At 71.7% G+C, this 25,014-nt stretch carries 22 protein-coding genes; 10 read left to right on the top strand and 12 right to left on the bottom strand.

Annotation, left to right across the window (positions count from 1 at the left end):
• Positions 1–99: 99 nt before the first annotated feature.
• A complete protein-coding gene (gene hutH, locus FAF44_RS18170; protein WP_237104372.1) occupies positions 100–1,779 on the bottom strand; it encodes a histidine ammonia-lyase in 1,680 nt (559 codons plus the stop codon).
• Positions 1,780–1,919: 140 nt separating this feature from the next.
• Between hutH and FAF44_RS18165 the strand changes: the two genes are divergently transcribed.
• Positions 1,920–2,273 carry an arsenate reductase family protein gene (locus tag FAF44_RS18165; RefSeq protein WP_237104371.1) on the top strand — a complete coding sequence of 118 codons (354 nt, stop codon included), beginning with the start codon at positions 1,920–1,922 and terminating at the stop codon, positions 2,271–2,273.
• 245 nt (positions 2,274–2,518) lie between these two features.
• On the opposite strand, the gene FAF44_RS18160 is transcribed toward FAF44_RS18165, so the two are convergent.
• Positions 2,519–4,060, bottom strand: coding sequence for an MDR family MFS transporter (locus tag FAF44_RS18160; protein ID WP_237104381.1), 1,542 nt, complete (start codon positions 4,058–4,060; stop codon positions 2,519–2,521).
• A 148-nt stretch (positions 4,061–4,208) separates the two neighbouring features.
• Between FAF44_RS18160 and FAF44_RS18155 the strand changes: the two genes are divergently transcribed.
• A complete protein-coding gene (locus tag FAF44_RS18155; protein ID WP_237104370.1) occupies positions 4,209–4,793 on the top strand; it encodes a TetR/AcrR family transcriptional regulator in 585 nt (194 codons plus the stop codon).
• Positions 4,794–4,871: 78 nt separating this feature from the next.
• Here FAF44_RS18155 and FAF44_RS18150 read toward each other — a convergent pair whose 3' ends face one another.
• The 4 genes from FAF44_RS18150 to FAF44_RS18135 all read right to left on the bottom strand — a co-directional run bounded on the left by FAF44_RS18150 (position 4,872) and on the right by FAF44_RS18135 (position 9,560).
• Positions 4,872–6,971, bottom strand: a complete 2,100-nt coding sequence (locus tag FAF44_RS18150; RefSeq protein ID WP_237104369.1) for an iron ABC transporter permease — start codon at positions 6,969–6,971, stop codon at positions 4,872–4,874.
• On the bottom strand, positions 6,968–7,957 hold the full coding sequence (locus FAF44_RS18145) for an ABC transporter substrate-binding protein (RefSeq protein WP_237104368.1): 990 nt from the start codon (positions 7,955–7,957) through the stop codon (positions 6,968–6,970). The genes FAF44_RS18150 and FAF44_RS18145 overlap by 4 nt, the downstream gene beginning before the upstream one ends.
• An 11-nt stretch (positions 7,958–7,968) precedes the next feature.
• Positions 7,969–8,787, bottom strand: coding sequence for an ABC transporter ATP-binding protein (locus tag FAF44_RS18140; RefSeq protein ID WP_237104367.1), 819 nt, complete (start codon positions 8,785–8,787; stop codon positions 7,969–7,971).
• Positions 8,788–8,858: 71 nt separating this feature from the next.
• Positions 8,859–9,560: a helix-turn-helix domain-containing protein gene (locus FAF44_RS18135; RefSeq protein WP_237104366.1), complete on the bottom strand. Its 702-nt coding sequence runs from the start codon at positions 9,558–9,560 to the stop codon at positions 8,859–8,861.
• Between the two features lie 206 nt (positions 9,561–9,766).
• On the opposite strand from FAF44_RS18135, the gene FAF44_RS18130 reads away from it, so the two are divergent.
• The 3 genes from FAF44_RS18130 to FAF44_RS18120 all read left to right on the top strand — a co-directional run bounded on the left by FAF44_RS18130 (position 9,767) and on the right by FAF44_RS18120 (position 13,810).
• Complete coding sequence (locus FAF44_RS18130) at positions 9,767–11,128, top strand: glycoside hydrolase family 43 protein (RefSeq protein ID WP_237104365.1); 1,362 nt, start codon at positions 9,767–9,769, stop codon at positions 11,126–11,128.
• A gap of 78 nt (positions 11,129–11,206) precedes the next feature.
• Complete coding sequence (locus tag FAF44_RS18125; RefSeq protein WP_237104364.1) at positions 11,207–12,736, top strand: alpha-N-arabinofuranosidase; 1,530 nt, start codon at positions 11,207–11,209, stop codon at positions 12,734–12,736.
• 78 nt (positions 12,737–12,814) lie between these two features.
• Complete coding sequence (locus FAF44_RS18120) at positions 12,815–13,810, top strand: LacI family DNA-binding transcriptional regulator (RefSeq protein WP_237104363.1); 996 nt, start codon at positions 12,815–12,817, stop codon at positions 13,808–13,810.
• Between the two features lie 29 nt (positions 13,811–13,839).
• Here FAF44_RS18120 and FAF44_RS18115 read toward each other — a convergent pair whose 3' ends face one another.
• From FAF44_RS18115 to FAF44_RS18105, 3 genes are all read right to left on the bottom strand, one after another.
• Entirely contained in the window at positions 13,840–15,057 is a 1,218-nt protein-coding gene (locus FAF44_RS18115) for a cytochrome P450 (RefSeq protein WP_237104362.1), read from the bottom strand.
• Between the two features lie 41 nt (positions 15,058–15,098).
• Complete coding sequence (locus FAF44_RS18110) at positions 15,099–15,587, bottom strand: GbsR/MarR family transcriptional regulator (protein WP_237104361.1); 489 nt, start codon at positions 15,585–15,587, stop codon at positions 15,099–15,101.
• 62 nt (positions 15,588–15,649) lie between these two features.
• Positions 15,650–16,123, bottom strand: coding sequence for a hypothetical protein (locus tag FAF44_RS18105; RefSeq protein ID WP_237104360.1), 474 nt, complete (start codon positions 16,121–16,123; stop codon positions 15,650–15,652).
• 267 nt (positions 16,124–16,390) lie between these two features.
• On the opposite strand from FAF44_RS18105, the gene FAF44_RS18100 reads away from it, so the two are divergent.
• Complete coding sequence (locus FAF44_RS18100; protein ID WP_237104359.1) at positions 16,391–17,119, top strand: NPP1 family protein; 729 nt, start codon at positions 16,391–16,393, stop codon at positions 17,117–17,119.
• Positions 17,120–17,181: 62 nt separating this feature from the next.
• Here FAF44_RS18100 and FAF44_RS18095 read toward each other — a convergent pair whose 3' ends face one another.
• The gene (locus FAF44_RS18095) at positions 17,182–18,423 is read right to left on the bottom strand and encodes an MFS transporter (protein WP_237104358.1); all 1,242 of its coding nucleotides are present in this window, start codon (positions 18,421–18,423) and stop codon (positions 17,182–17,184) included.
• Positions 18,424–18,579: 156 nt separating this feature from the next.
• Between FAF44_RS18095 and FAF44_RS18090 the strand changes: the two genes are divergently transcribed.
• Positions 18,580–19,131, top strand: coding sequence for a dihydrofolate reductase family protein (locus FAF44_RS18090; protein ID WP_237104357.1), 552 nt, complete (start codon positions 18,580–18,582; stop codon positions 19,129–19,131).
• 46 nt (positions 19,132–19,177) lie between these two features.
• Here FAF44_RS18090 and FAF44_RS18085 read toward each other — a convergent pair whose 3' ends face one another.
• Complete coding sequence (locus FAF44_RS18085; protein WP_237104356.1) at positions 19,178–20,185, bottom strand: hydroxyacid dehydrogenase; 1,008 nt, start codon at positions 20,183–20,185, stop codon at positions 19,178–19,180.
• A gap of 225 nt (positions 20,186–20,410) precedes the next feature.
• On the opposite strand from FAF44_RS18085, the gene FAF44_RS18080 reads away from it, so the two are divergent.
• From FAF44_RS18080 to FAF44_RS18070, 3 genes are read left to right on the top strand one after another with little or no spacing between them, the layout of a single operon-like run.
• The gene (locus FAF44_RS18080) at positions 20,411–21,379 is read left to right on the top strand and encodes a sugar ABC transporter permease (RefSeq protein WP_237104355.1); all 969 of its coding nucleotides are present in this window, start codon (positions 20,411–20,413) and stop codon (positions 21,377–21,379) included.
• A complete protein-coding gene (locus tag FAF44_RS18075) occupies positions 21,376–22,263 on the top strand; it encodes a carbohydrate ABC transporter permease (protein WP_237104354.1) in 888 nt (295 codons plus the stop codon). The genes FAF44_RS18080 and FAF44_RS18075 overlap by 4 nt, the downstream gene beginning before the upstream one ends.
• 56 nt (positions 22,264–22,319) lie before the next feature.
• Positions 22,320–23,972: an extracellular solute-binding protein gene (locus FAF44_RS18070; RefSeq protein WP_237104353.1), complete on the top strand. Its 1,653-nt coding sequence runs from the start codon at positions 22,320–22,322 to the stop codon at positions 23,970–23,972.
• Between the two features lie 104 nt (positions 23,973–24,076).
• Here the strand turns inward: FAF44_RS18070 and FAF44_RS18065 are convergent, their stop codons facing one another.
• Complete coding sequence (locus tag FAF44_RS18065; RefSeq protein WP_237104352.1) at positions 24,077–24,946, bottom strand: hypothetical protein; 870 nt, start codon at positions 24,944–24,946, stop codon at positions 24,077–24,079.
• Positions 24,947–25,014: the final 68 nt, after the last annotated feature.

The following is a 25,014-nucleotide window of genomic DNA, read 5'->3' as shown; positions in this document are numbered from 1 at the left end:
CTCCGCCCGGCACCGTCGCCCGCGAGGACCGCGCCCCGATGGGGGAGAGGCAGGTCATCGCGGGCGAGGCGGTGATCGCTCAGGATCCGGACGTCCGGGTCACCGCTCGACGGACGGCACCAGATGCCGGTTGTGCACCAGCCAGATGGCCCGCTCCAGCTCGGGCGTCATGTAGCGGTCGTCACCCAGCGGCGGGATGTAGCGCCGCAGCTCCGTCCGCAGCTCCTCCGTGACGACGCCCAGCGGCAGGCCGGTCATCCGCCCCGCGATGAGGTCGATGCCCTGGGCCGCCATCAGGTACTGGACCGCCAGGACGGTCTCGAGCCGGTCGAGGTTCTCGTGCAGGTCGCGGACCGAGGCCATGGCCATCGTGTTGTGGTCCTCCTGGCCGTCCTTGACCGGCCGGGACAGCGTGCCCGCCGGGTGGGCCCTGACCTGCATCTCGGGGACCAGCGCGGCGGCCACCGTCTGCACCTGGACCATGCCGGAGTTCAGCCCCGGCTGCCCGCCGGCCAGGTTCGCCGGCAGGCCGTAGCTCCACCGGGACGACAGCAGCCGTCCCGACAGTTCCTGCGACAGCACGCCGACGTCGGCGATCTCGGCGTTCAGGGTGTCGGCGAGGTGGCCCATGATGGAGCCGTCCCAGTTGCCGCCCATCACGAACTCGTACCCGGTGCCCCGGTCCCGCCGGAAGACCAGCGGGTTGGAGGTCGAGGCGTTGGCCTCCCTGGCCAGGGCCTGGCGGGTGTTGTTGAGCGTCTGGCGCAGGCCGGCGAAGATGTGCGGGGCGGCCCGCACCGACACCGCGTCCTGGACGCGCGGCTCGTAGTTGGCCGGGTCGAGGCGCCTGCGGCCCTCCTCGGTCATCCAGCGCGAACCCGCCACCATCTCGCGCAGCCGCGTGGCGACCGCGTTCTCCTCCGGGATGCGGCGCTCCTCGTGCGTACGGGCGTCCAGCGAGCCCCGCTCCGCCCGCGTCGCCTCCATGAACAGCGCGAACGCCCCTTCCGCCTGGTCGGCCAGCACGCTGGCGCGGTGCACGGCGTGGATCAGGGTGGCGGCCAGCACGGTGCTGCCGCTGACGATCGGCAGCGCCTCGCCCGCCTCCAGGGTGAACTCCCTGGCCAGCCCGGCGCGCGGCAGCAACTCCGACGCGGGGCCCTCCTGCCCCCGGTAGCGCACCGGCGCCTCGCCGCCGATCGCCGCCAGCCCGGCCGCCGCCTGCGGCTGCAGGTCGCCGGTGCCCAGCGAGCCGATCTGCGGCATCCGCGGCACGACCCCGGCGTTGACCATGCTCAGCAGCCGCTCGGCCACCTCGGGGCGGACGCCGTACTTGGCCCTGGCCATCTGGTTGGCCTTGAGGATCAGCGCCAGCCTGACCACGTCGTCGGGCAGCGGCTCGCCGACGCCCGCCGCGTGGGAGCGCAGGATGTTGCGCTGGAACTGCACCGCCTCCTCGGCCGAGATCGGACGGTCCTTCAGCGGCCCGAGCGCCTGGTTCCAGCCGTACACCCGCTGGGTCTCCAGGGCCGCCAGCGCGCCCTCGCGGGTCTTGGTCATGTCCGCGCGGGCGTCGGCGGACAGCCGGGCCGCGACGGGGCGGCCCTCGAGGATCGCGAAGGCGTCCCGGAGCGCGAAGGAGTCGCCGTTCAGCTCCAGGCTCAGCGTCGGCGCCGCCGCCGCCGGGGGCGCGGGCGGGGCGGCGGGTTCGGCGACCGCCTGCCCCGGTACGCACAGGGCGGCGACCAGGCCGAGACCGGTGGAGATGCGTCGGATCATGTGGATGCCCCTGTGGCGTGTGCGGAGAAGATCGATTCGCTCCGTTTATAGCCAGGAAGTGACCTCGTGCGACGGATGACCGGGCCTCGGTGGGAGGAGTGATGACCCGATCTCGACCGTTTCCATTACCGTCGTCTCTCATGGAGATCTGGATCAACCCCGCGTGTTCGAAGTGCCGCTCCGCCCTGTCCCTCCTTGACGCCGAGTCCGCCCAGTACACCGTGCGCCACTACCTGGAGGACCCGCCGAACGAACCCGAACTGCGCGAGGTGCTGGCCAGGCTGGGCCTGGAGCCGTGGGACATCACCCGGACCGGTGAGGAGCGCGCGGCCGAACTGGGGCTGGACGACTGGCCGCGCGACGCGCCCGAGCGGGACCGGTGGATCAGGGCGCTGGCGCAGAACCCGATTTTGATCCAGCGGCCGATCATCACGGCCGACGACGGGTCGGCGGTGATCGGCCGCTCCGACTCGGCCGTGCGGTCGGTGCTCTGAACGCCGGGTCCGGCCGCGGGGGGCTCGGAGGTCATGGACGGGTGGCAGCCGCGGCCTCACGGGCGGCACGGCGGCGCGAACAGGGCGCGGACAGGAGCGCGAGCAGGGCCATGGGCAGGGGCCCGAGCTGGGCTGCGTGCCGGGCTGTGGGCAGAGGCGCGAACAGGGGTGCGAACAGGGGCGGGGACAGGCGGAAGGCCGCGGCCCCGCGGGCGATGCGGGGGCGCGGCCTTCCTGGTCGGGGGTCACGCGCGGGTGACGGCCTCCTCCTTGGGGGCCGGCTCCGGCAGGTCGAGGCTGTCGCGGAGCTTGGCCGGCTTGAGGAAGGCCGCGGCGACGAGGCCGACGGCGGCGATGCCGGCCGAGATGAGGAAGATGTGGCCGGTGGCGTCACCGTACGCGGCCCTGACGATCTCCTTGATGGGCTCGGGCAGCGCGGCGATGTTCAGGCTGCCGCCCGCCGCCGACGCGTCGCCGCCCACCGGGATCCCGGCCTTGGCCAGCCCTTCGGAGATGCTCGCCGCGACGCGGTTGGCCAGCACCGCGCCGAGCACCGAGACGCCCACGGTGCCGCCGAGTGAGCGGAAGAACGTGACCGCGCCGCTGGCCGAGCCGATCTCGCTCAGTGCCACGGTGTTCTGGATGACCAGGACGAGGTTCTGCATCGACATGCCGACGCCGACGCCGACGGCGAGCATGTAAATCGAGATCAGGACCAGTGAGGTCTGGTGGTCGATGGTGGCCAGTCCGGCGAAGCCCGCCAGCAGGACGACCAGCCCGGCGAGGATGTACGGCTTGGTCCGCCCGGTGTTGGAGACCATCCGGCCGGAGATCGTGGAGGACAGCAGCACGCCGAGCATCATGGGGATGGTCAGCAGGCCCGCCTCGGTGGGGGTGTACCCGCGGCCGATCTGGAAGTACTGGCCGAGGAAGACCGAGCCGCCGAACATGGCCATGCCGACCGCGAGGCTGGCCAGGATGGCCAGCGCGGGGGTGCGCCGCCGGATGACGTGCAGCGGCACGACCGGCTCCTTGACCCTGGTCTCGACCCACGTGGCCAGGGCGAGCAGCAGCACGCCGCCGCCGGCCATGGCCGCGGTCTGCCAGGACAGCCAGTCGAAGTCGTTGCCGACGAAGGTGACCCAGATGAGCAGCACGCTGACGCCGGCCGCGATGAGAGTGGCGCCCCAGTAGTCGATGCTGACGTTCGCGCGGCGCACGGTGGGGATGTGCAGGGTCTTGGCGAGCAGCGCGAAGGCGGCGATGGTGAACGGCACGGCGATGAAGAAGCACCAGCGCCAGCCGAGCCAGGAGGTGTCGGCGATGAGGCCGCCGAGCAGCGGGCCGCCGACCGTGGCGACGGCCATGACGGCGCCGAGGTAGCCGTTGTAACGGCCGCGTTCCTTGGGCGAGATCATCGCGGCGATCACGACCTGCGCGAGGATCTGCAGCGCGCCCATGCCCAGGCCCTGGATGGCGCGGAACGCGATGAGCTGCCCGGTGTTCTGGGCGAAGCCACAGGCCAGCGAGCTGACCATGAAGATCACGATGGAGATCTGGAGCAGCAGCTTCTTGTTGAAGAGGTCGGCGAGCTTGCCCCAGATGGGGGTCGAAGCGGTCGAGGCCAGCAGAGAAGCCGTGACGACCCAGGTGTACTGCGACTGGTTGCCCTCCAGCGCGCCGATGATCTGGGGCAGCGCCACCGAGACGATGGTGCCGCTGATCATGGCGACGAAGAGGACGAGCAACAGGCCGCTGAGAGCTTCGAGGATCTGGCGGTGGGTCATCGGCTCCGCCGTGGACGGCGCTGCCGGCTGTGCGCTCACACGCACCCTCCGTTCTAGGTAAAAGGATTGCAACCCGGACACCTTACATGCACATGGGGCAACTTTGCGCAGCGGGCATTTATTCCCGTTGGGTAAGCTGTGCGGCATCATGGGCAACACACCAGGCTTGCGTGAGCGCAAGAAGGCCGAGACCCGGCAGGCGGTGCACGAGGCCGCGCTGCGGCTCACCGTCGAGCACGGCCTGGACAACGTCACCGTCGAAGCGATCGCCGACGCCGCCAACATCTCCCGCCGGACGTTCTCCAACTACTTCGACGGCAAGGAGGACGCGCTCCTGTACGGCGACGAGCAGCGCCTGAACAGCCTGGCGTTGCGCGTGCGCGAGCAACCGGCCGACCAGACCGCCTGGCAGGCGCTGCGCGGCGCGCTGCAGAGCCTCTACGCCGAGACCGGCGGCCCCGACCGCGAATGGCACCTGCGCGCCCGCCTGGCCATGCGCCACCCCTCGCTGCATGCCCGGCAGCTCGCCGGCCGGGTGCGGCTGGAACGCGAGCTGAGCCGGGTGGTGGCCGAACGGCGGCAGCCGGGGGAAGTCGGCCCGGAGATGGTCACCGCCGCCTTCCTGGCCGCGATGCGCATCGCCACGCAATGGTGGTGCGCCGACGGCGAGACGCGCACCCTGTACGAGCTCACGGTGCTGGGGCTGGACCAGATCGCCCGGCCGTTCGACTGACCTGCGCCCGCGGCCCGCACCCGCCGCCGGCCGAGGACGCCACGTCGTCCGGGGCGGGAAGGCGGGTGCGGGCCGGGTTCATGCCGCGCCGTCGCGGGCGCGGGCCCGCCACAGCAGGTAGACGAAGTACGGCGTGCCGATCAGCGCCGTCACCAGGCCCGCCGGCACCTGCGCCGGCGCGATCACGGTACGCCCGAGCGTGTCGGCGAGGCTGACGAGCAGCCCTCCGAGCAGCGCCGCCACCGGCAGCACCCGCGCGTGGGAGGCCCCGACGAGCGCGCGGGCGGCGTGCGGGGCCACCAGCCCCACGAAGCCGACGACCCCGACCGCCGAGACCGCCGTGGAGGTGAGCAGCACGGCCCCGGCCAGCGCGCCCAGCCGCACCGGCTCCAGCGGGACGCCCAGGATGCGCGGCGTGTCCTCGTCGAGGGCCAGCAGGTCCAGGTCGCGGCGCAGCCAGGCCAGCAGCGGCACCACGATCACCAGCGCCAGCACGACGGGGACGAGCTGCACCGGGACGCGCCCGTACGTGGAGCCGGACAGCCAGGTCAGCGCCTTGGCCGTGTTCCACGGGTCGGACCGCACGATGATCAGCACGGTGATGGCGGTGCACGCGGCCTGCACGGCCACGCCGATGAGGACCAGCCGGTCGGAGCTGAGCCCGCCCCGCCAGGCCAGCCCGTACACCAGGCCGAAGGCGACCAGCGCGCCCGCGCCCGCCGCCGCGGACATCGTCCAGATGCCGGCCATCGGCGCCATCGTGAGCAGCGCGACCGCGCCGACGCCCGCGCCGGTGGTGACGCCGAGCACGCCGGGCTCGGCCAGCGGGTTGCGGCACACCGCCTGCACGGCCGTGCCCGCCACGGCCAGCGCCGCGCCGGCCAGCACGGCGGCGAACACCCGGGGCCAGCGCTGGTCCAGCACGAACGTCAGGGCCCGCCCGCTGCGGCCCTGGAGCCAGTTGGCGACGTCACCGGTGAGCAGCCACCGGTCGCCGCCCAGCAGGCCCACCAGCACCGCGCCCGCCAGCAGCGCCACGCAGACGGCGACCACGGCGAGGAACGCCGCGCGCGAGCGGGTCGCGCCCGTCCGCACGGCCGGCGGCGTCCGGGTCGGGCCGGCGTCGCGGTAACGGCGGGCCAGCCAGATCATCACCGCCGCGCCGAGCACGGTGGTCACCACGCCGGGCGGCACCTCCACCCCGGCCTGCGCGCCCAGCACGGCCCGCAGCGCGATGTCGGCGCCCAGCATGATCAGCACCCCGGCCACGCCCGACAGGGGCAGCAGCATGCGGTGCCGGTGCACCCCGGGGATGGACCTCGGCAGCAGCCGCACCACCACCGGCGCGCACAGCCCGACGAACCCGATCGGCCCCGCGATCGTCACCGCCGCCGCCGCGAGCAGCACGGCGAGCAGCGTGAGCCACAGGCGCAACCTCCGCACGTTCACGCCGAGCACGGTGGCGGTGTCGTCGCCCAGGCCGAGGATGTCCAGGCGGGGCCCGGCCAGGATCGCCCCGGCCAGCACCACCGCGATGACCGGCCCGAACTGGGTGACCGCCGCCAGGTCGCTCTGCACGAGCGAGCCGCTGCCCCAGGCGAACAGCCCGGTCGTCTCCTGCTCGAACAGGATCATGACCAGGTTCGTCAGGGAGCTGAGCGCGAGCGAGGTGGCCGTGCCGGCGAGGATCAGCCGGGTCGTCCCGGTGCGCCCGCCCGCCGACAGCGCCAGCACCAGTGCGGCGGCGGCCAGACCGCCGACCAGCGCCAGCCCGCCCGCCACCGCCACGGGCAGCGCCAGCCCGAACGCCGCGGCCACGACCACCGCCAGGTGCGCTCCCGAGCTGACGGCCAGCGTGTCCGGCGAGGCCATCGCGTTGCGGGCGACCGCCTGGAGCAGCGCGCCCGCCACGCCCAGCGCGACGCCGACGCAGACGCCGGCCAGCAGCCGCGGCAGCCGCGAGGCCAGCAGCACGCGGGCCGCCTCCTCGCCGTTGCCGGAGCCGCCGCCGAACGGCAGCGCCAGCAGGTCGAGCGCGCCGATCGACGAGGTGCCCTGCGTGACGTGCACGGCCGCCACCAGGACGGTGGCGGCCAGCGCGAGCAGGAAGACCCCGGCGGCGCCCAGCCGCCGCAGCGGCGTGGTGGGCGGCGCCGGGGTCAGGACGTGCGTGCTCAACCCGTGAACGCCTTCACCAGCGCGTCGGCGTACTGCTGGCTGGACAGGGGGCCGCCGAACGTCCAGATGCCGTCGGGCAGCTTGGTGACCTGCTGCTTCTCGACGAACGGCAGCGACTTCCAGATGGCGTTGTTCTTGAGCCCGTCGGCGAACACGTCGGTGCCGTCGGAGGCGTTGTAGAAGAAGCGGATGTCGGGGTCCTTCAGCCCGCTCAGGCCCTCGACGTCGGTGCTGCCCAGGCCCCACTCGTCGTCGACCTCGCCGGTCCAGGCGTTCTTCAGGCCGAGCTGCTCGGCCACGTCGGAGACCAGCGCGCCCTTGCCGAACAGGCGGACCGAGATCGTGCTGCCCTGCTTCCACCCGTCGGCCATGATGAACGGCTTGCCGGCCGCGCCCGCGGCGGCGAGCCGCTGCTTGCCGTCGGCCAGCGCGGCGTCGAACGCGGTCAGCAGCTTGCCGGCCTCGTCGGTCTTGCCGACGGCGGTGGCGATCATGTTGAGGTCGTCGCGCATGCGCTTGAGGTTGTCGCTCGCGTCGCTGCCCTTGGCCACCAGCACCGGGACGAACTTCTCGAGCTGCTCCGCCAGCGCGGCGTCGTCGGACTCCATGATCACCAGGTCGGGCTGCAGGGCGCTGATGGAGTCGACGCTGGGCTCCTGCCGGGTGCCGACGTCCTGGACCGAGGAGTCGAGCTTGGCGGCGGTGACCCAGGTGGCGTAGCCCTTCACGTCGGCCGCGCCGACCGGCATGACGCCCAGGGCGGCCAGCATCTCGGTCTCGCCCCACTCCAGGCTGACCACCTTGGTCGCCGGGCGGTCGAGCGTGACCTGCTTGCCGCGGCTGTCGGTCACGGTCACGGGGCCGGCGGCGGCCGAGGCCGTGCCGGACGCGCCCTCGGACGGGGCCGATTCGGTCACGGGGGCCTCGGTCGTGCCGCAGGCGGCGAGGACGACGATGGCGGCGATGGCCGTCAGGGCACTGCGCATGGTGGTTCCTGTCATGTTGTCGCTGAGACGGTTCTGCTGTGCCGGCCGATCGGCCGGGTGCTCACGGTCCCCGTTCCGGGGTCGTGGCTGACCTCGATGCGGAGGCCGTAGGTGTCGCTGAGCAGGTCCTCGGTGAGGACCTCGGCGGGCGGGCCGTCGGCGCGGACGCGGCCCTTGTGCAGGAGCACGACGTGGTCGGCGACCTCGGCGGCCTGGTTGAGGTCGTGCAGGACGACGCCGATCGCCACCCCGTGCTCGTTCGCCAGGTCGCGGACGAGGTCCAGCAGTTCGACCTGGTAACGCAGGTCGAGGAACGTGGTGGGCTCGTCCAGCAGCAGGACGCCGGTGTCCTGGGCCAGGCAGGTGGCCAGCCAGACCCGCTGGAGTTCGCCGCCGGACAGTTCGTCCACGGGACGCTCCGCCATCGCCGTCACGCCGGTCAGGTCCATCGCCCGTTCGACGGCCGCGCCGCCCTCGGGGTCGGCGGCCCGCCAGCGCCGCCGGTAGGGGTGGCGGCCGTATCCGACGACGTCGCGTACGCACACGCCTCCCGGGGTGGGGCGGCTCTGCGCGAGCAGCGTCACCCGGCAGGCGAACTCGCGCGCGGACAGCGCGAGCGCGTCGGCGCCGTCGCCCAGCGTCACGGCACCCCCGTCGGGGCGGTGCAGCCTGGCCAGCGCGCGCAGCAGCGTGGACTTCCCGCTGCCGTTCGGGCCCACCAGGGCGGTCACGTGGCCCGGCCGCAGGGTGATGCGACCGTCCTCGACCACGGGGGTGCCGTGGTAGCTGAGGCGAAGCTCCGCGCCGCGGAGAGAGATCTCCTCGGTCATGGCCATAAGGTTAGGCTAACCTTGCCTAACTCGCCATGCCGGGGGTCGGGTAATCGTCTCGGAGATGCGGATCAGGCCCCGGGCAGCAGCGACAGCGGCTCCGCCGGCCGCGGTCCGGCCAGCTCCGTGGCGGTCCGCCCGACGAAGCGGGACAACGACCGGGCCAGGTGCGGCTGGTCGTAGTAGCCGAGCAGGTGGATCACGTCGTGCACCGGCCTGCCCCGCTGGATCAGCACCGCCGCCTCCCTGGCGCGCCTGATCTGCCGGACGGCGCCCATGGTGAGCCCGGTCGTCGCCAGGAAGCGCCGCTGCACGGTCCGCTCCGAGACCCCCGGTGGCCGGCCGCCGAGCACCGCGGCCACGATCGGGTCGTGGACCAGGACGTCCTCGCGCACGAGCCGCCGCACGAACGCCTCGGCGTCGTCGTAGCCGGGCGTCGGCCACGACGAGCCCTTCAGCGGGAACGACCGGCGCGTGGCGCCGGGGAGCTCCAGGTTGCCGTCGACCAGTAGCCCCATCGGCAGGTGCGGCATCGACGTGCCCAGGGCGAAGGTGATGCCGAAGAACGCGGAGTGCTCCGGGACCGGGGCCGGGCTCGCCCGCCGCTCCGGCCCCTGCACGGCCACGCTGACCTGCCCGCGGTGCTCCCAGAAGACCAGGTCCCAGCTCGCCGCCGCGACCGACGTCATCCGGCCGACGCCGTCGCTGCGGCTGCGCCACACCTGCTCGACGTACGGCGAGTCGGACGGCCGGCTCTCAACCTCCAGGCCCATCGAAGTCCCTCATCGGCTGTTCGGGGTTGTTTGTCACCATTTCACACGATTGCCCGCCCGCCCGCCACCGCCGCCTCGCGCGGCGGGGCCTCGGGGTGCTCTTGACGGTCGCGCTGTTCGCGTTAACACTCGTGCACATCTCCACGTGCTCGGTTGTTACCGGCCCTTTCGCCCGGCCGGATGTTAACGCTAACAAGGGAGCTGTCGTGAACCTCCGCCGAAAAGCGCTCGTCCTGCTGGCCGCGTTATGCGCGGTGCTCGCCGTCAACGTCCCCCCGGCCTCGGCCGCGAACACCGCGTACGTGTTCGCGTACTTCACCGAGTCGCCGAACATGACCGGCGCCAACTACGGCCTGCACCTGGCGGTCAGCCAGGACGGCCTGAACTGGGCCCCGCTCAACCAGAACAACCCGGTCGCCACCCCCACCGCCGGCACGCTGGGCCTGCGTGACCCGTTCATCCTGCGCAAGCAGGACGGCACGTTCGTCATCCTCGCCACCGACCTCAACGGCACCGACTTCGGGCAGAACAACCAGTACCTGCACGTCTGGGACTCCACCGACCTGACCAGCCTCACCGGCTACCGCCGCATCCGCATGCACGGCCTGAGCACCCACACCTGGGCCCCCACCGCCTTCTGGGACGCCTCCCGCGGCCAGTACGGCATCGTCTACTCGGCCAACAACGGCACCGACGTGTTCATGGTCAACTACACCACCGACTTCCGCACCGTCAGCGCCGACCAGGTGTACTTCAGCCCCGGCTTCCCCGTGCTGGACGGCGACATCGTCGTGGACGGCTCGACGTTCTACCTGTACTACAAGAACCTGTCGAACGGCCTGCTGTACGGCGCCCGCTCCACCACCGGCGCGCCCAACAGCTACACCACGTACACCAGCGGCCTGCGCCAGGGCAACGCCATCGAGGCCCCGCTGCTTGTCAAGAACAACAGCGGCAGCGGCTGGTGGTTGTGGGGCGACTCCTTCAGCCCGGTCAACAACGACTACTACGCCTGGTCCTCCGCCAACGTCGGCGGCAACTCCTGGACCGCGCTCGACCAGCGCGCCTACACCCCGCCGCTGAACGCCAAGCACGGCTCGATCGCCGGGATCTCCGCCGCCGAGTACAACGCCCTCGTCTCCCGGTGGGGGCTGCCGGGCTGGACCCGGCTGAAGTCCGCCAACCTCCCCGACCGTTACGTGCGGCACGCCGACTTCGTCGGCCGCGTCGATCCCTACCCCTTCGACCCCTACCAGGACCAGCAGTGGCGGATGGTGCCCGGCCTGGCCGACAGCGCGGGGGTGTCGTTCGAGTCGGTCAACTTCCCCGGCCGCTACCTGCGCCACTACAACTACGAGGTCCGGCTCGACGCCAGTGACAACACCGCCGCCTTCCGCGCCGACGCCACCTTCTACCGGGTCGCCGGGCTCGCGGACTCGGGCTGGTCGTCGTTCCGCTCGTACAACCTGCCCGACCGCTACCTGCGCCACTCCAACTACCTGCTGCGCGTCGATCCGGTCGGCACCGCGACCGACCGGGCCGACGCCACCTTCCGCGTCACCCCGTAGACCCTTGACACGAGGATGTGTATCGATAAAGTTGCCTGGATTTTTTATCGATACACATCTCCCCGAGAGGGTGCCCGGATGAGTGAGAACGTCGTGCCCGCCGTCATCAACCTCGACGTGCCGGGGCCGGTGATCAACCGGCACCTGTACGGGCACTTCGCCGAGCACCTCGGCCGGTGCGTCTACGGCGGCTTCTACGTGGGCGAGGACAGCGAGATCCCCAACGAGGGCGGCATCCGGCTGGACGTCGTGGCGGCGCTGCGGGCCCTGGACATCCCGAACCTGCGCTGGCCGGGTGGCTGCTTCGCCGACGAGTACCACTGGACGGACGGCATCGGGCCCAGGCAGGGGCGTCCGGTGATGGTCAACACCCACTGGGGCAACGTCGAGGAGAACAACCACTTCGGCACGCACGAGTTCATGCTCCTGTGCGAGTTGCTCGGCGCGGAGCCGTACATCAGCGGCAACGTCGGCTCGGGCACGGTCAAGGAGATGAGCGACTGGGTCGAGTACCTCACCCGCGACGGCGACTCGCCGATGGTGCGCTTGCGCAAGGCCAACGGCCGGGACGAGCCGTGGCGGGTGCGTTTCTGGGGCCTCGGCAACGAGGCGTGGGGCTGCGGCGGCAACATGTCGGCCCAGCAGTACGCCGCCGAGGCGCGCCGGTTCGGCACCTACTGCCGCGACCACGGCGACAACAAGCTCTACCGCATCGCCGCCGGGGCCAACGGAGCCGACTACGCCTGGACCGAGACGCTGATGCGGCAGTACGGCGAACTGGGCTGCGCCTACCGGCCGTCGTCGTTCATGCAGGCGCTGTCGTTCCACTTCTACACGCTGTCCGGCCCGTGGCGGGCCAAGGGCAGCGCGACGGCGTTCGACACCGACGACTACTACCGCACGCTGGTCCAGGCCGCCCGCGTGGACGAGCTGATCACCGGCCACTCCAACGTCATGGACTGCTACGACCCCGGCAAGAGCGTCGGCCTGGTGCTGGACGAGTGGGGCACCTGGTACGACGTCGAGCCGGGCACCAACCCCGGCTTCCTCTACCAGCAGAACACCCTGCGCGACGCGCTGGTCGCGGGCGTGCACTTCGACGTCTTCCACCGCCACGCCGACCGCCTGATCATGGCCAACATCGCGCAGACCGTGAACGTGCTGCAGGCCATGATCCTCACCGACCCCGAGTCGAAGGCCCTGGTGCTCACCCCGACCTACCACGTGTTCGAGATGAACAAGGGCCACCAGGACGCCGCCTCGCTGCGCGTGGACCTGCCCGCCGGCCTGCCCGAGCGCGCGGCCGGCGACGCCACGCTGACCACCGTCTCCCTGTCGGCCAGCCGCAAGGACGGCCAGGTGCTCGTCTCCCTGTCCAACCTGGACGCCGAGCAGCCCGCCGACGTCGAACTCGACCTGCGCGGCGGGACCCTGACCGGCGTCCAGGCCCGGATCCTCACCGCCGGCGCGCTCCAGACGCACAACACCCCCGACACGCCCGGAGCGGTCGCCCCGCGCGCCCACGACGGCGTCACCGCCACGGCCAAGGGGCTGCGCGTGCGGCTGCCCGCCCACTCCTTCGTCACGGTCGCGGGCCGGCTCGCCTGATCAGGCCCGCAGGTGCGGCACGATAGGCTCGGCGCGGACGGCGGCCACGGCCGCAGGAGCGGAGCGGTGGGGCACGGCATGGTGACCATGGAAGACGTCGCCCGGCTGGCCGGGGTGTCGAAGATGACCGTCTCCAACGTGGTCAACAACCGGGCCGGGGTCAGCGAGCCGGTCCGCCGCCGCGTGCTGGAGGCCATCCGCCGCTCTGGCTACCGCGTCAACGTCTCCGCCCGGACGCTCAAGTCCGGGCGGACCGGGGTCATCGGCCTGGCCGTGCCGGACGTCGAGAGCGCCTACTTCGGCCACCTCGCCTCCCACGTGATCGCGCAGGCGCGGCGGCGGGGCTTCCACGTCGCGATCGAGGAGACCGGCGCGGGCGCGGCGGGGGAGGCGGGGGCCATCGCCCACTCCCGCACGCTCCAGTTCGACGGGCTGATCCTCAGCGCGGTCGAGCTCGACCGGCTGGAGGAGCCGGCCGACGCCCACTATCCCATCGTGATGCTCGGCGAGCAGGACTTCGGCGGCCGGTTCGACCACGTCGCCATGCCCAACGAGGAGGGCACGAGGGTCGCCACCGCCCACCTGGCCGAACGGGGCTGCCGCCGCATCGCGATCGTCACCGGCGGCGCGCTGGAGGGCGTGAACGTGGTGACCCGCCGCTACCAGGGCTACCGCGCGGCCCTCGCCGAGCGCGGCCTCGACGCCGGCCCGCCGCTGCTGTTCGCCCTCGACGGCATGAGCATGGCGGCGGGACGCGCCGCCGCCCACCGCATCGCCGACTCGGGCCTCGGCGTGGACGGCGTGGTCGCGGTCACCGACACGGTCTGCCTGGGCATCCTGCGCGGCCTGGCCGACCGCGGCCTGCGGGTGCCCGGCGACGTGCGGCTCGCCGGCTTCGACGACATCCCCGAGGCGGCCTTCAGCGTGCCGTCGCTGACCACCGTCGCGCCCGACCACCGGTGGATGGCGGCCAGGGCCGTCGAGCTGGTGACCGCCCGCATCGAGTCCCCGCTGCGCCCGACCGGCCAGTACGTCGCCCCCTTCGAGCTGATGATCAGGGAGTCGAGCGACTGACCGGTCCGGCGCCGATCACGTCCCCGGGCTCACTTCCCCAGCAGCGGGAGCCGCTGCACGCCGCTCATCGTCGGCGTGGGGATGAAGCGCACCGGGTCCTGCGGATCCGTGCGCAGCCGCTCGAACCGGTCGAGCAGGATGCCGAGCGCGACCCGCCCCTCCAGCCGGGCCAGGGGAGCGCCCAGGCAGAAGTGGATGCCCCGCCCGAAGGCGAGGTGCGGGTTGGGGTCGCGATGCGGGTCGAAGGAGTCGGGGTCGGGGAACTGGCGGGGGTCCCGGTTGGCCGCCGCGACCCAGCACAGGACCATCTGGTCGGCCGGGATCGTCACGCCGCCCAGCTCGACCTCGCGCGTGGTGGAGCGGCCGAGCGCGGCGAACGGGGTGAACAGCCGCAGCGACTCCTCGATGACGGCCGGGATCGAGGCGCGGTCGGCCCGCGCCCGGTCCTGCTGCTCGGGGAAGGCGTCCAGGCACAGCACCGTGTTGCCGAGCAGCATCGTGGTGGTGATGTGCCCGGCCAGCAGCAGCAGGATCGCGAAGTTGACCACCTGGTCGTCGGGCAGGCGGTCGCCGTCCACCTCGGCCTCGACCAGCTTGGTGAGCAGGTCGGGGCGGGGCCGGCGGCGGCGTTCCGCGGCGTGCCCGGACAGGTAGTCGGACATCTCCTTCCACGGCTTCATGGCCTCCCGCATGTCTTCTCGCATGCCCGCGTCGAGCTCCGCGGCGGAGGAGTTCATCGAGACCTTGGCGTCCCGCTGGAAGAGCGCGTCGGCCCACTTCTTGAACAGCGCGCGATCGCTGCTGGGCACCCCCAGCAACTCGGCGATGACGATGACGGGCAGGGGATAGGCCAGGTCGGTCACGAGCTCGAACCGCTCCCGATCGCGCGCCGCGTCCAGCAGCTCGTGCGTGAGCGCGGCGATCCTGGGCTCGAGATCCGAGACGACCTTGCGGGTGAAGGCGCTGCTGACGAGCTTGCGAAGCTTGCCGTGCTCCGGCGGGTCGATCTGGGTGATGAAGCCGTCTAGGGAGAAGTCGTCCTTCGACGGCATCAGGTGCTTGGGGACGACCCGCATGGTGTCGGAGGAGAACGTCACCGGGTCGCCGAGCACGTCGAGCAGCTCGGGGTAACCGTAGACGTTCCACATTCCGGCCTCGGGCGAGAACTCGACCGCCGGGCCCGATCGGGGCCCGTGCAGCCAGAAGTGTTGTACGGGGATGTCGTACCGTTCGACGATGTCGGCCATCGCCTCTCCTTGTTGTAGAGATCCCTCTGTGGAGATGTACGTCAGGGTGACGGGTCGCGGTACTGCCGCCAGCGGTGGAACACCTCGTCGGCGTCCTGGACGAGGAAGGCGAAGAAGTCTCTTGTCTCCCCTAATCGGGCGCGCTGGCCGGGCCGGTCGCGGTCGAGGAGCGACAGCCCGAGGTCGAAGGTGTCCAGGCTCTGCCGTACCGCCTCGAACTGGACCCTGAGAATCTGCTCCCACCCGCCGCCGACCGCCCGGTAGCGGTGCTCGCGGGTGGCGGTGGGGACGCGCTCGATGATCGCGCTCGTCTCCAGTTGCCGGGCGACCGTGCTGACGGCGGTCTTGCTCAGGCTCAGCTCCGCCGCCAGATCGGTGAGCGACTGGTCGGCCGGGTCGCAGACCATGAGCCACGCCCACAGGCGGCCCATCGAGCGCGTGCCGCCGAGGCGCTCCATGGTCAGTCCCATCCGATCGACGAACTCGCTCTCCGCAGGGGTCACCGGCGTCAACTCCGCAACGAACGTCAAGTACGTACTTGACGAACTGTACGCCGGAGGCCGCCGGACGGACAGAGCCGGACAGGCAGATCTCACCCCTGGGCCGGGGGCGCGCCTCCCACCTCGTCGAGACGGACGAAGGTGGCCCCCTGGGCGGCGGCGCGGGCGCCGAGGACGTGCCCGTCGCACATCCGGGTGACCGCGCCCGCCTGGTCGATCACCTTCCACGTGGCGGGCTCCGCGCACGGCCGGCGCAGCCGGTCGTGGTCCCAGGTGCGGCGGCAGACCCGGCACTCGGTGACGCCCGCCCGGGACGAGAGCGTGTTGCCGTGCTCCGCGCACACGCCCCACGGCAGGCCGCACGGCTGGACCTGCAGCCTGGCCAGCTCGGCCGCCGCGCGCTGGAGGTCCTCGGCGCCCCTGGCCAGATAGCCCGCGGCCTGCCGCGCCTCGGCGAGGGGATCGGAATGCCCGCCGGAGGGGACGCCGCACAGCGCCCAGACCTCCGCGGTGAGCGCCTCGGCACGGGTGGCCAGGGCGCGGAGCTGCTCGGGAGTGACGGTCATCCAGCCTTCCATCTCGCAGCGGGGCCGCTGTTGACACGGCCCGGGTGACTGGTCGCTGATCTGGACCCTACGTCCTGCCGGTGGCGACCGCGCCACCAGGCCCAGGCACGCCGGAATTTCCGGTGAATCACTATCCCGGACTCTGGTCAGCACGGCGATTTCGTGAGACGAAGACCCCACAACCCGTCACTGACCATCGTCAGGAGCTGAGTCATGCGTGCTTCGCAGTCGTCGAAACGCCCATCCAGCCGCGGATTATCCTTCGCCGTGCAGGCGCTCCTGGGCGCCGTGGTGATCGTCCTGGCCGTGCCGGGCGTCGCGCACGCCGCACCGCCGACGGCGCTCGACGGGGCCGCGCCGTCGAGCGACCGCACGTACCAGCCGGCCTTCGACTACGACGGCGACGGCTGCTACCCGACCCCCGCCATCGGCCGCGACGGCACCATCGCCCCCGGCCTGGCGCTCGGCGGAGCCGTCAACGGGCAGTGCCACGACGCCTCCGACCTCGACAACACCAACTCCTACTCCCGCTCCAAGTGCGACAACGGCTGGTGCGCCTACATCTACGGGCTCTACTTCGAAAAGGACCAGGCGCTGCCGGGCTGCTGCGGGCACCGGCACGACTGGGAGCACGTCGTGGTCTGGGTGCAGAACGGCACCGCCCAGTACGTGGCGGCCTCGGAGCACGGCGACTACAACGTCCGGGCGCGTGCGCAGCTCCAGTGGGACGGCACCCACCCCAAGATCATCTACCACAAGGACGGGCTGACCACGCACGCCTTCCGCTTCGCCAACTCCGGCGAGGAGCCGGAGAACCACAAGGGCACCTGGCAGTTCCCGCCGCTGGTCGGCTGGGACGACTACCCGGCCGGATTCCGCGACCGACTGTCGGCCCACGACTTCGGCTCGGCCAGCTTCGGGCTCAAGGACGCCTCGTTCGCGTCGGAGCTGACGAAGGCCAAGCCGGCCGGCATCACGTTCGACCCGAACGCCTGACCTGACGCCGCCGGCGCGGCCCCCAGCCCGCCGGCGGCCGGTCGCCGCAGACCGAGCCGCGGCTACGAACCCGCGCCGCGGCCGTCCCGTGCGGTCGCCGACGGCCCCCGGACGCCGAACGCGGCCACGAGCGCGACCGCGCCGACCCCGGCCAGCGCCGCCGTCGCGCTCGCGGACCCCAGGTCGAACAGCCGCCCGACCGCCATCTCGCCGCCGAAGGAGAACATCCCCGCGCAGAACGCCAGCACCCCGTAGTACGAGCCGAACCGCTCGGCCGGCGCGTGCCGGGTGACGCGCTGGAAGATCGACGGCTGGATCAGCCCGTTCGCCACGCCGTTCAGCACGGCGGCGAGCAGCAGCGGGCCCAGTTCGGTGCCGTCCAGCGGGGCGAGCACGAAGAACGCCGCCGCGGCGCACAGCAGTCCGGCGCGCAGCACCCAGGGGCGCTCGCCCCGGCGGCCGGCGGCGACGAACGGCTGTGCGGCGGCGGCCACCGCGGCCAGCACGCAGAAGCAGAGCGTGGCCGCGCCGGAGCCGAAGCCGAGCAGCGGCACGGCCGTCATGATGTGGTTGGCCAGCAGCGTCGTGGGCGCGGTCAGCAGCGCGAACAGCAGGAACGTGCGGTCGCCGAGCACCCGTCGCACGCCGGACCACACGCCCAGGAGAGGCCGCGCGACGCGGGCGGCGCCCGATGCGCCGGCGGGCGGGCGCGAGGGCCTGGGCAGCAGCAGGAACAGCGCTCCCGCGACCGCCCACATGACCGCGGCCACCCCCGTCAGCAGCGCGAACCCGGGCCCGAGCCCGATCAGGACGAGCCCCACCGGCGGCCCCGCGACGGTCGCGACGTGCTGCGCGGCGACGTAGGCGGCGAAGCCGCCGGCCCGGTGCGCGGGACCGGCGGCGGCCAGCAGGCTCTGGGCCGCCGGGTTGTAGAGCGCCCCGCCCACGGCGAGCACGACCGCCGCGCACAGCAGCGCGCCCACCCCCTCGGCCACGCCGAGCAGCGCGAAGCCCGCCGCGCGCACGACACAGGCGATCACCCCGGTCCGGCGCGCCCCGAGCAGGTCCGTCAGCGCGCCCACCGGCAGCAGCAGCGCGAACTGCAGCCCGGTCCGCGCCCCGAGGATCAGCCCCACCGTCCCGGCCAGCAGGCCGAGGTCGTGCCGGAGGTGCGCGACCAGGTGCGCCATCACCGAGAAGAAGCCCAGGCAGGCGGCGAGCTGGATCGCCACCACCGTGACGACGACCCGGCGGCCGGAGGGGTCCGCGGCGGGAGGGGACAGGGCGGGGGCGGCGACAGTCACGGCACCGAGGAGACCAGAGTCGCCACCGGCCGGTCCAATATCGATATGAGGCCCGGCCGATACCCGAATCGATATGACCGCCCCGCTGTCGTTTCCGTACAAGACCGGACCGGCCATACGCGATTGGCTGTCAGCCGACGAACTGAGGAGTGAATGATGGCAAGGATCGTTGCGAACTTCTTCATCTCGGTGGACGGCGTCGTGGAAGGGCCGGACCAGTGGCACTTCCCGTACTTCAACGACGAGATGGGCGCCATGGTGGACGCGGGCATGTCGCGCGCGGCCGGGTTCCTGATGGGGCGCAGGATGTACGACGAGTGGTCGGCGTACTGGACGACCACGGACAGCGACCCGGAGATCGGCGAGCGGCTCACCGGGACCAGTAAGTACGTCGTCTCGAACTCGCTGCGGCAGGCCGACTGGGCCAACACCACGATCGTCACCGGCGACGTCGAGGCCCGGCTGCGCGAGATCAAGGAGCAGGTCGAGGGTGACCTGCAGATCTCCGGCTCGGCGACGACCGTGCGGTGGCTGCTGGCGAACGGGCTGCTCGACGAGCTGAACCTGCTCGTCCACCCGATCGTCGTGGGTCACGGCCAGCGCCTGTTCGAGGACACCCCGACCCGCCCGCTGAAGCTGACCGGGAGCGAGACGTTCAAGACGGGCGTGCTGCACCTGACCTACGTGCCGGAGGCCACGAAGGACTGACACCGGTAGAGATCCGTGGGCCCGTGCGGCGATGCGCCGCACGGGCTCACGCCGTGTACGGGAGCTGCTCGGGCAGCACCTCGCCGCGCAGCGGGTCGCCGGACAGGAGGCGTTCCAGCTCGGTGACCGCGAACTCGCCGAGCCGGCGCAGCTCGCGGCCCTGCGCTCCGGCCAGGTGCGGCGTGATGAGCACGTTGGGCAGCGCGAAGAGCGGATGGCCGGCCGGGAGCGGCTCGGGGTCGGTCACGTCGAGCACGGCCGAGACGCGGCCGGAGGCGCACGCGTCGGTGAGGGCCTGGGTGTCCACCAGGGAGCCGCGCGCGGTGTTGACCAGCACCGCGCGGTCGGGGAGCAGGCCGAGGCGGCGGCGGTCGAGCAGGTGGTGCGTCTCGGGCAGCGCGGGCGCGTGCACCGTGACCAGGTCGCTGCGCCGGCACAGGTCGTCGAGGTCCACGAGCTCGGCTCCCAGCAGCGCCGCCTCGGCGGGGGTGAGCGTGGGGTCCGACAGCAGGACGCGCACGTCGAAGGCGCGCAGCCGCTGCAGGACGAGCCGGCCGATACGGGAGGCGCCGATCACGCCCACGGTGCAGTCGTGCAGCCCGGTGCCGTCGCCCGGCTGCCACAGCGCCCTGTCGAGCCCGCCCGCGTAGTGGCGGGCGCGGGTGAAGGCGAGCTTGGCGCCCAGGACGAGCGCGGCGACGGTGTAGTCGGCGACGGGCACGGCGTTGGCCTGCGCCGCCGACGACACGGTGATGCCGCGCTCGAAGACGGCCGGCTCCACCAGCCCCTTGACGCTGCCGGCGGCGTGCAGGACGGCCCGCAGCCGGGGCGCGGCGGCCACGGCCCGCGCGTCGATGCGCGGGCAGCCCCAGCCGGTGAGCAGGATCTCCGCCCCGGCCAGCGCCTCGGCCGCGCCGGGGCGGTCGAAGGAGGTGAGCCGGACCGCGTCGTCCACGTCGGCGGAGCGGCGCAGCCGGGCGATGAGGTCGGGCGGGAAGACACCCGGGAAGGCCCAGGGCGCGATGGCGAAGACCGCGACGGGTCGTCGTGGCACGGGGTGGTCTCCTTCGGCGGGGGAGCGAGAAGCGGTGTAAACGGTTCCGCATATTCTGCCATGCCGTGGGCTCTCCGCATCAGGGCGGCGGATGGGAGATCGTATCGAGATGCTGTTACTTGGACGTTGCCCTTGACCGTCCGAATGTAACCGTTTTATCTTTCGTGAACGCCGTGTTACGACGGACAACCGTCCGGGCCGCGAGAGAGGGCATCGAACGTGATCATGACGCGCGCCCGCGCCACCCCCATCGGCAGCACCGCCACCCCGGCCGCGCACCGATCGCGCAGCCGGCCACGACAGCGGCTCAGAGCCAGCCGGGTGTTCTGGCTGCTCGCGCTGCCGGGCCTGGTGTACTTCCTGGTCTTCCACTACGGCGCGTTGTTCGGGAACGTGCTGGCGTTCATGGACTACGTCCCGTTCCTCGGGATCTCGGGCAGCGAATGGGTGGGCCTGGCGCACTTCGAGCGCATGTTCACCGACCCCGACTTCTGGAACGCGGTCGGCAACACGCTGTTCATCGCCGTGCTGCAACTCGTCTTCTTCTTCCCCGCGCCGCTCGCCCTGGCGCTGCTGCTGCACAGCATCGTCGGCGACACGGTCAGGAAGTTCGTGCAGAGCGTGGTCTACTTGCCGCACTTCCTGTCCTGGGTGATCGTGCTGGCGCTGTTCCAGCAGATGCTCGGCGGGGCGGGCGTGGTCAACGGCTGGCTGACCGGCCTGGGCGCGAACCCGCTGTCGATCATCGGCAACCCCGACGTGTACGGGCCGCTGGTGGTCGCCCAGCTCGTCTGGAAGGAGTGCGGCTGGGCCACGATCATCTTCCTGGCCGCGCTGTCACAGGTGGACGAGCAGCAGTACGAGGCCGCCGCCCTCGACGGCGCGAGCTGGGGCCGCCGCCTGTGGCACGTGACCCTGCCCGCCATCCGCCCCGTCATCGTGCTGCTGCTGGTGCTGCGCCTGGGCGAGTTCCTGTCCATCGGGTTCGAACAGTTCTTCCTGCAACGCCAGTCCGTCGGCCCGGAGACCGGCGAGGTGCTGGAGACGTTCGTCTACTTCACCGCCTTCACCGGCGGCGACTTCGGCTACGCCGCCGCCGTCGGCCTGTTCAAGGGCGTGATCGGCATCGCGCTCATCTACACCGCCAACAAGGTCGCGCACCGGCTCGGCGAGCAAGGGGTATACAAGGCATGAGCAGCACCCAAGCGCCCGCCTGGATGGGCCGGCCGAGCCTCGCCGTCCGCGCGCTCAAAGCGGTCGCGCTGACCGTCGTCGTGCTGCTCGTCCTCTTCCCGATCTGGACGGTGCTGGCCACCAGCCTGGCCGGCCCGCAGAACGTCATCGACAACGGCGGCTGGGTCATCTGGCCCACCGGCTTCTCCTTCGACGCCTACGCCGACATCCTGGCCGGCGGCATCATCACCCGGGCCCTGCTCGTCAGCGCCGGGATCACCCTGATCGGCACCACCCTCAGCCTGGCCTGCACCATCGCCCTGGCCTACACCCTCAGCCGGCCCGAGACCTACGGCGGCAAGCCGATGCTGCTGCTGGTGCTGTTCACGTTCCTGTTCCCGCCCGGCATGGTCCCGCTGTTCCTCGTCGTGCAGAGCGCCGGGCTGGTCGACAACTACGCCGCGCTGATCCTGCCGTTCCTGGTCAACGTGTTCAACCTGGTCGTCATGCGCGGCTTCTTCCAGGCGATCCCCCAGGAGCTGGTGGACGCCGCCCGCATGGACGGGGCCGGCGAGCTGGCGATCCTGCGCAAGGTCGTGCTGCCGCTGTCGAAGGCGGTCATCGCCGTGATCGGGCTGTTCTACGCCGTCTCGTACTGGAACCGGTTCTTCGAGGCGATCATCTACTTCAACGACCAGACCAAGTGGCCGATCGGCACCGTCCTGCGCCAGTACGTCACCGGCGGGGCGTCCATCTCGGAGGCCAGTGGCGAGCTCGCCGTCAGCTCCCCGCAGTCGGTGCAGATGGCCGTCGTCATCCTGGCCACCCTCCCCATCGTGCTGGTCTACCCCTTCCTGCAGCGTTACTTCGCCAAGGGCGTCCTGACCGGCGCGCTCAAAGCCTGACCCCCCTCCACCCCCCACCGGCACTTCCGGCGACACCGCCGCGAGAGGAACCCGCCATGACCCACACCATCGATCGCCGCGGCCTGCTCAGGCTGGCCGGTCTGACCGCGGCGGGAGCCGCCGCGGCCCCGCTGCTCGGCGCGTGCGGAACCGGCTCGGGCGGCGGGACGTCCGGCGGCGTCTCCAACGCCGGCAAGCAGCTCGCCCCCTGGCCGGCGTACGTGCCCTTCGCCGGGCCCACGCCGGACGCGCCCGGCGACGACACCGGCGTGCAGCCCCTCTACCTGAAGTACCCCGAGACCCTCGCCCAGTCGGTCAGCGACACCGTCGGCGACGGCTCCAAGGTGACCGCGGTCGTCGTCACCTACGGCCCGCCGCCCACGCCCGTCACCCAGAACCGGTACTGGCAGGCGATCAACAAGGCGCTCAACGTCGACCTGCAGATCACGGTCGTGCCCGACCCCGAGTACGGCCAGAAGATGACCACCCTGATGGCCTCCGGCGGCGACCTGCCCGACATCATCATGTTCACCAACCTCGCGCTGCCGCACTCCCTGGAGTTCATCCAGGCGCAGTGCGCCGACCTGTCGGAGTTCGTCGCGGGCGACGCCGTCAAGCAGTACCCGAACCTGGCCAACCTCCCCACCTACGCCTGGAAGGGCATGGGCCGCATCAACGGCAAGATCTACGGCGTCCCGCTCGAACGGCCGATGCCGGCCAACAGCCTGTTCGTCAACCGCACCACCATGGACAAGGCGGGCATCCCCAAGACCTGGAACTCCGAGCAGTACCTCGACGCGATGAAGGAGCTGAGCGGCGACCGCAAGTGGGGGCTCGGCTGGTACAAGACGCTCTTCGGCGGGCTGGGGGCCGTCACCTTCCACGCCGGCGCGCTCGGCGCGCCCAACACCTGGTCCGTCTCGGGCGGCCAGTTCGGCTCCACCCTGGCCACGCCCCAGTTCGAGCAGGCCATCGACGTCATGCGCAAGCTCGTCGAGGCCAAGGCGGTCTACCCCGACAGCCTCACCGTCAGCTCCACCGACATGCAGACGCACTTCCACAACGGCACGGTCGCCTCCGTCCAGGACGGCTTCGGCGCGATGGCGCTGACCACCCTCACCAAGATCGACGGCAGGTACGAGCTCGACATGGGCTACCCCTACGGCCCGTCAGCCACGCCGTGGCAGGGCGCCGGCATGTTCGGCTACGTGACGTTCAAGAAGGCCGCGCCCGAGCGGATCAAGCTGCTGCTGCGCATCAGCGACTACCTCAGCGCCCCCTTCGGCACCAAGGAGTACGAGCTGGCCAACTACGGCGTCGAGGGCGTGCACTTCACCAAGGAGGACGGCGGCATCAAGACCCTCGACCTGTACCAGACGGAGAACAACAACTCGCTGCCCTTCCGCTACATCGGCACCGCGCCGTCGGTGCTCTACCTGCCCGGCTACCCCGACACGGCCAAGGCGGTGCACGAGTGGCAGCGGGCGACCCTGCCCAAGAGCGTCGCCAACCCCGGCAACGGCCTGCGCTCGGCCACGGCGGTGAGCAAGGGGGCCCAGCTCGGCCAGATCTCCGGCGACGGCCTCGCGGCGATCGTCTTCGGCCGCAAGCCGCTGTCGGCATGGCAGGACGTCGTCACGCAGTGGCGCAACGCGGGCGGCGACAAGATGGCCGAGGAGCTGGCCACGGAGTACGCGTCGAACCAGTGAGCCCGCGCGCACGGCTCTGACCTGGCGTATCGTGGGAGCCGAGTCCGGCACACCGTTCCTGTGCCGGACTCAACCCACGAGCGCGTCGCGCGGCGTACCGCCGGTCAGCCCTTGCTCCACACGGAGGCGATGACGCCGTCCTCCGCGCTCAGGATCTGCGGCCGGTAGCCCAGCGTCTTGAGCTGCGCGGACTTCAGCGTGTACGTCACCTTCGACAGGCTCAGGTACTCCTTGATCCCGGTCGTGTTCCCCTTGCCCCACGCGGTGGTGTAGAGCTTGCCGGGGCCGACGGCCATGAGGACCGGGCGCAGGCCCTGCCGCGCCTTGGTCAGCAGTTCCGCGCCGCGCTGCTCGACGGTCTGGCCGAGGGTCACCTGCAGCGTGCCCGCGGCGGCGCCGGCCACCCAGACGGCGGCGTAGAGCGGCTTCTCCACGGTGCCGTACACGTCCAGGGAGGCCAGGCTGAAGCCGGCGGCGCCCAGTTCGGCGTTGACCTTGACGAGGGTCTCCTTCGTCAGGGCCAGCTCCGACTTGACGAGCTGCGTGGTCCGCTCGAGGACCACCCCGAAGACCGCGCCCGGCCCGGTGCCCGTGCCGGTGATCAGCTTGGGCTGGTAGCCCAGCTTCACCTGCTCGGCGATGCGCTGCGGCAGGTCGGTGGCCGACAGGCCCTGCAGCACGTTGACCTTGCGGGCGGTGTCCTTGACCCACAGGGACGTGTACTGCGGGTTCGCCGCGTTGGTCACGTTCAGCGCCGTGGGCACGTAGCCCCTGCCCAGCAGCTCCTTGACCTTGGTCAGCAGCTTCGAGCCGCTGAGCGCGTCGAGGGAGAGCCAGTCCAGCACCTGGGTCTGGGTCTGGACGGACTGCGTGGCGGCGGGAGCGGCCACCGCCGGAGAGGCGACGCCCAGCAGGGGCGCCGCGGCGAGCGCCACGGACGCGGCCAGGACGGTCGCCCTCTTCGTGCTCCTCATGTTCCTCCTCAGGAAGTAAAGGTCATCCCATTTACGGACAAGAGGGGACCATAACGGAGCATGAGGGG

Origin of the sequence: Nonomuraea sp. MG754425, from assembly GCF_021699195.1 — a bacterium.
Classification (GTDB): Bacteria; Actinomycetota; Actinomycetes; order Streptosporangiales; family Streptosporangiaceae; genus Nonomuraea.
Note: the sequence above shows the minus strand (reverse complement) of the source record. Positions and strands in the feature narration are given on the sequence as shown.